At 44.8% G+C, this 4,469-nt stretch carries 4 protein-coding genes and 1 pseudogene; 4 read left to right on the top strand and 1 reads right to left on the bottom strand.

The window, feature by feature from the left end; translation table 11 throughout:
- From Tanf_RS14615 to Tanf_RS00070, 4 genes and pseudogenes are all read left to right on the top strand, one after another.
- Positions 1-137: pseudogene (locus Tanf_RS14615) on the top strand (IS1595 family transposase); the annotation flags it as partial.
- Between the two features lie 148 nt (positions 138-285).
- Positions 286-1,326 carry an endolytic transglycosylase MltG gene (gene mltG, locus Tanf_RS00080; protein WP_046824460.1) on the top strand — a complete coding sequence of 347 codons (1,041 nt, stop codon included), beginning with the start codon at positions 286-288 and terminating at the stop codon, positions 1,324-1,326.
- A gap of 71 nt (positions 1,327-1,397) precedes the next feature.
- On the top strand, positions 1,398-2,990 hold the full coding sequence (locus Tanf_RS00075; RefSeq protein ID WP_046824459.1) for a thiamine pyrophosphate-dependent enzyme: 1,593 nt from the start codon (positions 1,398-1,400) through the stop codon (positions 2,988-2,990).
- A 1-nt stretch (position 2,991) separates the two neighbouring features.
- Positions 2,992-3,570, top strand: a complete 579-nt coding sequence (locus tag Tanf_RS00070) for an indolepyruvate oxidoreductase subunit beta (protein WP_046824458.1) — start codon at positions 2,992-2,994, stop codon at positions 3,568-3,570.
- Positions 3,571-3,748: 178 nt separating this feature from the next.
- Here the strand turns inward: Tanf_RS00070 and Tanf_RS00065 are convergent, their stop codons facing one another.
- Positions 3,749-4,216 (bottom strand): helix-turn-helix domain-containing protein, encoded by a 468-nt coding sequence (locus tag Tanf_RS00065; protein WP_041590921.1) that lies wholly within the window; start codon positions 4,214-4,216, stop codon positions 3,749-3,751.
- Between the last annotated feature and the right edge of the window lie 253 nt (positions 4,217-4,469).

Here is a 4,469-nt window from a genome sequence, read left to right as displayed (position 1 = left end):
AGCCCGAATTCTTACAAAATTATCTCGATGAATTCTGTTATAAGTTTAATCGAAGATACTGGGGAGAAGCCCTCTTTGGAAGATTGCTCGTAGCTTGCGTAACCTATAAAAATGAGTTTAGGTATAAATACGGATAATCATAAAAAGTTTTTAATAGATGATGCAAAAAAGATTGAAAACGCTGCATGGCGATATGTTAAAAATTCAGGATCAGGAACTGTTTTTTTATTTTTCCTGTCGAATGACGTATCTTTACCGTTGTTTTACAACAACAGGAAAATATCTATGAGCAAATCAAAATGGTTCAAACGGACGGTATGGATCGTATGTTCCGGTATCCTTCTGCTGATTTTATCGGGGATTGGCTGCGGAGCATATTTCTTTTTTTCTCCCAACTTCATGCCGGAAAAAACGGCTTACGTCTACATATACCCCGACAAGGATTATGAAGACTTGTGCCGGCAACTGGAAGATTCGGCCGAATGTAGCGATATCCGCACATTCAGACAAGCCGCACGCTTACTGAAATATCCGGGAAAGATGAATACCGGGCGATACGCCGTTACTCGGGGAATGAGTAACTACGACCTCTTGAAAAACCTGCGGCGAGGGTATCAGACTCCCGTGCGAGTTACGTTTAACAATATCCGGATGAAGCAAGACCTTACCGACCGTCTGTCTCAGCAGTTGATGATCGAGAGCCATGAGTTGATGAAGCTAATGAACGATTCCGATTACTGCCGGTCGATGGGGTTCACGCCTCCAACCATCAAAGCGATGTTTATCCCGAATACGTATGAGGTATACTGGAATATCTCGGCCGAGAAACTGATGCAACGGATGAAACGCGAATACGATGCCTTCTGGACGGATGCCCGTCGCAACAAAGCTGCGCGGATCGGTCTCTCGCCGCTCGAAGTCGCGGTGCTCGCTTCGATTGTGGAAGAAGAATCGGCCGTGACCGATGAATATCCGACAATTGCAGGACTGTATCTTAACCGCTTATATAAAGGAATATATCTTCAGGCCGATCCGACCGTTAAGTATGCTCTGGGGGATTTTACGATCCAACGGGTCTTAAACAGACACAAAGAGATCGACTCCCCCTACAATACCTACATGTACGGCGGATTACCTCCTGCGCCGTTGCGGATACCGTCTATTCAGGGGCTGGATGCCGTCCTGAATTACAAGAAACATCATTATTTATATATGTGCGCCAAGGAAGATTTTTCGGGCAGACATAATTTCGCATCGACCCTCACGGAGCATAATCAGAATGCCCGACGTTATCAGGAAGAATTAAATCGGCGGGGCATTTACTGAAATTTGGTCAAGTCGCATAAAGTCGTACCTTTGTCGCAATTTGCAAGCATTGTTATAAAAAATAGAATAGCATGGAAAAGAAATTATTTTTGGGCGACGAGGCCATTGCTCAGGCCGCTATCGACGCCGGACTATCCGGAGTATATTCATATCCGGGCACACCCTCGACGGAGATTACCGAATACATTCAGCAATCGGCCGTCGCACGTGAAAGAAATATACACAGTCGCTGGTGTACGAACGAAAAGACAGCTATGGAAGCAGCTTTGGGAATGAGTTACGCCGGAAAGCGTTCGCTTTGTTGTATGAAACATGTCGGTCTGAATGTGGCAGCCGATTGTTTCATGAATGCTGCCATGAGCGGTGTCAACGGAGGTATGATAATCGTTTCGGCCGATGACCCGTCGATGCACTCCTCACAGAATGAGCAAGACAATCGTGTATACGGACGGTTCGCGATGATTCCGATGCTGGAACCGTCTAATCAGCAGGAAGCGTATGATATGGTTTACGATGGATTCGAGTTATCCGAGCGATTAGGATACCCTGTTCTGCTGCGTATCACAACACGTATGGCACATTCTCGCTCAGGGGTTACGGTTCGTCCCGCCCGTCCGGAGAATAAAATGCATTGCCTGCCCGACGGCAGGCTGCGGTTTACCCTGCTACCGGCTCTGGCGCGTCAACGTTATAAACAGCTGCTGGCCGCACAGGATGTGATGACGGCCGCTTCGGAAGAGTCGAAATATAACCGTTATTTCGACGGGCCCGATAAAAAACGGGGCATCATCACGACGGGCATTGCTTTTAACTATCTTTCGGAAAATTATCCCGATGGATTTGAGCATCCGGTACTGAAAATCTGTCAATATCCGCTGCCAAAGAGACAGATTGAGAAAATAGCCTCCGAATGTGATGAATTGCTCTTGCTCGAAGAAGGCTATCCTGTGGTCGAAGAGTGGCTGAAAGGTTTTACGGGCAAAGGACTGAACATTCGAGGCCGGCTCGATGGCACCCTTCCGCGCGACGGGGAACTGACACCGGACTCAGTCGGAAAAACTCTGGGAAAGAAGGTGAAATGCTATTATACGATTCCGGATATTGTGGAACAGCGTCCTCCGGCACTATGTCAGGGATGCGGACATCGGGATATGTACAACGCCCTGAATGAAGTGCTGAAAGAATATCAGGAGCCGAAAGTTTTCGGCGATATTGGTTGTTACACGCTCGGGGCATTGCCTCCCTTCCGTGCGATCGACAGCTGTATCGATATGGGGGCCTCTATCACGATGACCAAAGGAGCATCGGATGCGGGAGTATTTCCGGCAGTTGCCGTAATCGGCGACTCAACGTTCACCCATTCGGGAATGACCGGACTGCTGGATTGCGTCAACGCCAACAGTAACGTAACGATCGTGATCTCCGACAATGAAACTACAGCCATGACCGGCGGACAAGATTCGGCCGGCACGGGACGCATTCAGGCTATTTGTGCAGGCATCGGCGTCGCACCGGAACATATTCGCGTCATGGTACCGCTGAAAAAGAACTATGAAGAGATGAAAAACATCATCCGCGAAGAAATCGAATATCGTGGCGTTTCGGTATTAATACCGTGCCGGGAATGTATTCAGACATTGGCAAGAAAGAAAAAAGCAAAATAACATGAAAACAGACATTATATTATCGGGAGTAGGCGGACAAGGCATATTATCTATTGCCGCCATTATCAGCGAAGCCGCTTTGAAAGAAGGGTTATACATGAAGCAATCGGAAGTACACGGTATGAGCCAGCGTGGAGGAGACGTGCAGTCTAATCTGCGCCTCTCCGACAAACCCATAGCCTCCGACCTGATTCCTACCGGACAAGCCGATTTGATCATCTCGCTCGAACCGATGGAAGCGCTGCGCTATTTACCGTATCTGAATAAAGACGGCTGGTTAGTCACCAACACCAAGCCTTATACGAATATCCCGAACTATCCGGAGATGGAAAAGGTCATGGCAGAACTAAATAAGTTGCCGCATAAAGTACTGCTTGATGTTGAAACCGTCGCCAAGGAGATCGGCTCTCCACGCACGGCGAATATGGTTATGCTGGGAGCTGCCACACCGTTCCTCGGTATCGACTATGAAAAAATTGCCGACGGGATCCGTTCGATTTTCAGACGTAAAGGAGATGAGATCGTATCCGTAAACCTGAAAGCATTGCAAGCCGGATACGAAATTGCTACCAAAGTATAATATAGTATAGATATTGATGGTTTACAAATGTAAACATCCTATTAAAAAGCGATAGAGATTCGCATAAACAATAGAAAATCAGTTATGATATAAATCTATTATTTTTAGGTACAAGTCTATTTACAATTATTTTTTGAAAAAGGAGCCGTCTCATATCTCAGCATAAAGAGACGGCTTTTTATTTCTTTTCCGGCCCAAAAGACTCATACGTATTATCCGAATAGAAGACCATGATCCGCTGTATTTCCTTTGTAGGAGCTTGAGGAGGAATATAAACGTCTTTTAATGAAGATTTAACCTCTACCGGTTCAGGCAATTTTGTTTCGGTTGGATTTATAGGGACCTTCTTTACTTCTGTTTTCACATCCGATACATGAGTAAACAAGTTCGGAGCTTCCTGTTTCTCGTTTACAGAAGCAGGCCCTGATCCGGGACGGTTCATCGGTCCCGTACCGAATAACAACCAATCCGGGCTGATATGAGGAAACCGTTCCAAAATCTTTTTTAATACATCTAAGCTTGGGTTGTTTCGTCCTGATGTAATATGCGACATTGCTGCTCGCTGAATTCCGATTATCTCGGCAAATTGCGATGGCAAAAGCTGCTTTTGATTCATAATCAACATAATTCGATCTTTCTCATTCATAAACTACTACATGATTAAATCGTTATTGGTATATTATTTTATCCTGTTTTGTATATTATTAGTATCTAAAGAATATACAAAGATAAATAATAAATTCTGTTGAACAAATAACATTTGTAATTTACAATATTGCACTATCGATATATTGATGTATATTTATAATTGTAAAAAGGATATACAAGCTTCTTTTATCCATTAAATTAAAACTTCAAATCAAAGCATAAAACGATTGATTATAAGACTAATATAACAC

The organism is Tannerella forsythia, from assembly GCF_001006485.1.
GTDB classification, from domain to species: domain Bacteria; phylum Bacteroidota; class Bacteroidia; order Bacteroidales; family Tannerellaceae; genus Tannerella; species Tannerella forsythia.
Note: the sequence above shows the minus strand (reverse complement) of the source record. Positions and strands in the feature narration are given on the sequence as shown.

What these genes read in the sequence shown, in the direction of transcription:
- Tanf_RS00070 (WP_046824458.1), top strand. Translation starts at nt 2,992, where the DNA reads ATGAAAACAGACATTATATTATCGGGAGTAGGCGGACAAGGCATATTA.
- Tanf_RS00065 (WP_041590921.1), bottom strand. Translation starts at nt 4,216, where the DNA reads ATGAATGAGAAAGATCGAATTATGTTGATTATGAATCAAAAGCAGCTT.
- Tanf_RS00075 (WP_046824459.1), top strand. Translation starts at nt 1,398, where the DNA reads ATGGAAAAGAAATTATTTTTGGGCGACGAGGCCATTGCTCAGGCCGCT.
- mltG (WP_046824460.1), top strand. Translation starts at nt 286, where the DNA reads ATGAGCAAATCAAAATGGTTCAAACGGACGGTATGGATCGTATGTTCC.